Origin of the sequence: Acinetobacter sp. FDAARGOS_559 (assembly GCF_003940475.1) — a bacterium.
Taxonomy (GTDB): domain Bacteria; phylum Pseudomonadota; class Gammaproteobacteria; order Pseudomonadales; family Moraxellaceae; genus Acinetobacter; species Acinetobacter baumannii.
In genome coordinates, this window is record NZ_RKJG01000005.1 from 4270001 (window position 1) to 4273841 (window position 3841).

The 3841-nt window shown below is 40.8% G+C and carries 2 protein-coding genes and 3 pseudogenes (1 of these 5 only partly in view); 2 read left to right on the forward strand and 3 right to left on the reverse strand.

The window, feature by feature from the left end; genetic code table 11:
• Window positions 1-599, forward strand: partial view of a PDR/VanB family oxidoreductase gene (locus EGS71_RS22285; RefSeq protein ID WP_000382547.1) — the 3' portion only. 346 nt of this gene lie to the left of the window's left edge; the window shows 599 of its 945 coding nt (coding positions 347-945); its start codon lies beyond the left edge, outside the window; it ends in the stop codon at window positions 597-599.
• Window positions 600-640: 41 nt separating this feature from the next.
• Here the strand turns inward: EGS71_RS22285 and EGS71_RS22290 are convergent.
• From EGS71_RS22290 to mhpT, 3 genes and pseudogenes are all read right to left on the reverse strand, one after another.
• Window positions 641-1332, reverse strand: a pseudogene (locus EGS71_RS22290) (GntR family transcriptional regulator).
• Window positions 1333-1438: 106 nt separating this feature from the next.
• Window positions 1439-1895, reverse strand: a pseudogene (locus tag EGS71_RS22295) (MarR family winged helix-turn-helix transcriptional regulator).
• Window positions 1896-1965: 70 nt separating this feature from the next.
• The gene (gene mhpT / locus EGS71_RS22300) at window positions 1966-3189 is read right to left on the reverse strand and encodes a 3-(3-hydroxy-phenyl)propionate transporter MhpT (protein ID WP_125275256.1); all 1224 of its coding nucleotides are present in this window, start codon (window positions 3187-3189) and stop codon (window positions 1966-1968) included.
• Window positions 3190-3445: 256 nt separating this feature from the next.
• On the opposite strand from mhpT, the pseudogene EGS71_RS22305 reads away from it, so the two are divergent.
• Window positions 3446-3841 (forward strand): annotated as a pseudogene (locus tag EGS71_RS22305) (enoyl-CoA hydratase-related protein); the annotation flags it as partial.

Consider the following 3841-nt stretch of genomic DNA (forward strand, 5'->3'; position numbering starts at 1 on the left):
CCCCTATTTTGTCGATGGCGTATCGACTTAAGGCGGCCAATATACCTTTTGAGTTGCACTACTTTGTTCGTAGTCATGAAATGATTGCTTTCTATGGCAACTTAACCGAGCATTTTGGTGACCAAGTCCATTTTCATATTCAAGATCAACCCGACACTGAATGTAATATGGCAGAGGTTTTGGGTCAGAGTTCACCAGATAGACACTTATATGTATGCGGTCCAACAGGATTTATGCAGTTTGTCATGAGCTCAGCCGAACAAGCGGGTTGGCATAGCGAACAGTTACATCAAGAGCATTTTGTCGCGCAAAAAGTAGATACGTCCAACAATGAAGCTTTTACTATTGAAGTGAAAGGTACGGGCCGCCGAATTGAAGTATTGCCAGAGCAGACTGCAACAGAAGCATTAATTGCAAATGGTTTTGATATTCCTGTTTCATGTGAACAAGGCATTTGCGGCACATGTATTACCCGCGTTGTAGAAGGTATACCTGATCATCGGGATCTATTTATGACTGATGAGGAGCATGCACTAAATGACCAATTTACGCCTTGTTGTTCTCGTGCAAAAACTAAACATCTTGTAATTGAGCTTTAACTCGAAAATTCCTTTATTCAAAAATAAAGGAACTTTTCACTTTAAGTGCTGAGAACATTTCTTAGCGTTTCACCTAAAATCACCACACTACTGTGTTCACGCATTAATGTTTCAGCACGCCCTGCCTGACGATTTACCAATGCATCGAAAATCGAACAATGCTGCAAATGTGCATAGTGCAAACGGCGATATTCTGACAAAGCTTGGTTCTGGTCATAGGTAATGGCTTGGGCAGAAGCCATCGGCAATTGGTTGTTTTTAGCCAACGCTTGGATGAGCGCAACGTTTTGCGCTCCCTCAATAATGGTGTCATGAAAGATGACATTAAAATGGTGATAACGCTCTAGCTCAGCATCGCCAAACTCGTCTTTTTCATTAAAGAGTTTTTCCGTTTCCTGAATGCAATGTTGCAAGGTCTTTTTTTGCTCTTCGCTTAAGCCTTGCTCTGCCAAAGTTTTCGCAGCCAACCCTTCAAGCACACCGCGCACTTCAAGTGCGTCATGCACCAGTTTTCCGGAAATTTCACGAACCGTATAACCACGAGTTGGGTTTTTAATGAGGAGACCTTCTTGTTCGAGCAACCGAAAGGCTATACGAACAGGCTGGCGTGAAACGCCAAGTAACTCGGCAGTAGGAATCTCGGCAATTCTGGCACCGCCTTCAAGTTCCCCTGAAATAATCATTTTCTTAGTTTTAGTAAAACTTGTTGTCCTGAAGACATTCGTTGCCACACATCATCAAAAACGTCACTTTGATGCTAGCAAGTTCATTTGCAAAATGAAATCAATTTTCTGTGTGAATCATTACTTAGCAATTTAACTCAACCTAAACAAACACACTTATTTAAAATTTTTAAGATTATTGACCATAATATCGAGATTATTACGGATCAAATAAGCCAAGTTAATATCAATGCCTTCAAGCATTTTTCTTCGACTTTTAAAACCACTTCATTGCATTTGTTTAATTTTTCAATCCCGCTTTCGGTCAGGGTAATTAAAATACGGCGGCCATGTGTCGGGTCCGGTTTTTTCTCAATCCAGCCATTCACCAGTAAATCTTGCAAATTTTGTTGGCAGATTGCGGCTTTATGAAAGAACGCTCAGCAAGCTTGGCATTGGATAAATTACTTTTTGAAGCTAAAACAGAAAGTGCGGTAAATTGCGGTAAGGTAATTTCAAGCTCTTTTAAATGTTCTGTTAAATGTTTACTAATAATTCGGTCAACACGAGCAATCATGTAACTTAACTTAGGCTCATCTTCTACTTTTTTTTGAACTAAATTCGAACGTACCATAACCTTTCAATCATCATAAGAAAATCTGTAGTGAAAGTATGAGGTTCTAACCCCATACTTTCGTTAAAACTTAGCGAGCACCTGAGCTTTGTACTAAATGTACAGGCTGTTTAGGTTTTTTGACAAGAAGTAATGCAGAGATCGCTGCAATTAAGATCACTGGAATACTTGAACCAATCACGATGGTCGAGCTTTGTCCAAGCGAGAGTAAAAAACCAGCCATTAAAGGTCCAGCAAACGAACCAATACGCCCGATTGCAACCGCAGCGCCAACTCCGGTTCCACGCATTTCGGTTGGATAATACATGGCAGCCAAACCATACAACGCCGATTGCCCACCCACAATGAATAAGCCACAACCCACTGCCGAAAGTGCAAGTAAAGCAACGGTTGGAGAAATTGCTAAACAGCATAGTGAGAATAAAATGCCGAGATAAATTAGCTTAATCACAAAGCTCATGCGTAATTTATCAAGCAATACGCCCATGAGGATTGAACCTAAAATTCCGCCAACGTTGTAGCCCATCTGTACATAGTTCGCCTGTAGTTTTGATAGGCCCTGCGCACCCATGAGTAACGGCAACCAGTTCAACAAGAAATACAACACCACCAGCGTGCAGAAAAAGCTTATCCAAAGCTGAATGGTCGACATACGGCGTTCTTTCGCAAATAAAACCTCAAAGAATGGCGTGGTTTGCTGTGCTTGAACTTTGCGTTGCAGGTAGTCATTTGACTCAGGTAAAAAGCGCATAATCAGTGGGATTAGTAAAATAGGTGCAATCCCCCCGATATAGAAAATATGACGCCACTCTGCATCGCCTGCCAACGACATAGCAACGACGGAAGTGAGTAAGCCACCAAAAGGAATGCCACTATACATCACACTAACCGCAGTACCTTTGTGCTGGTCAGGCACAGCTTCAGAGGCAAGCGTAATCATCATGGGTAGCGCCCCACCCATTCCCAAACCCGTACAAAAACGAATAAGCAGTAACAGACTAAAATTGGCCGCATAGGCGGTTAGCAAAGACATAATTCCAAAAAGTAAGATACTAAAAATCAGAATTTTCTTACGCCCGACAATATCGGCAAACCGACCACCTAATATTGCGCCTGGGAGTGTTCCCAAAATTGCAGCACTAAATGCCCACGCCATCTGGGCATTATCTAACATAAACTCAGCCCGCATTCGTGGAGCGGCTACCCCCATTGATTGAAGATCAAATCCTTCAAAAATCGCTATGGCAAAGCACAGTAGCAACGTGATTTTTGCCCTTGAAGGCTGTCCTGATATTTTTTTCCATTGTGTTGTCCTTTATTGACTAGTCGTTCCATTTAGCCCTTTGTGTATTATTTTTAAACACACCAAAAATATCAGTTAAACTTATTAAAAAATCAACATATTTTTATTTAAAATTAATTTTTAAAATAATTAATGTTTAAAATACAACAAATTATAAATATTTATAAAATTTTCCAAAAAAGACTTGAATGTAAGTTTAACTGATATTAGATTAAATCCCAGAACAGCAAGAAATCATTCAAGGAGTATGAAGATGAGTTATGAAAACCGCTGGGAAACAGTAGATGTTAAAGTTGAAGATGGAATTGCATGGGTTACTTTAAACCGCCCTGAAAAGAAAAATGCCATGAGCCCAACCCTCAATCGTGAAATGATTGATGTGCTTGAACCCTTGAGCTTGATCAAAATGCTAAAGTTTTGGTTCTGACTGGTGCAGGCGACTCTTGGACAGCGGGTATGGATTTGAAGGAATATTTCCGTGAAGTCGATACTCAACCAGAGATTTTCCAAGAGCGTATTCGTCGTGACTCATGTCGTTGGCAGTGGCAACTTCTTCGTATGTATTCAAAACAACCATTGCTATGGTCAATGGCTGGTGCTTGGAGGCGGTTTCTCACCTTTAGTGGCATGTGACCTAGCAATT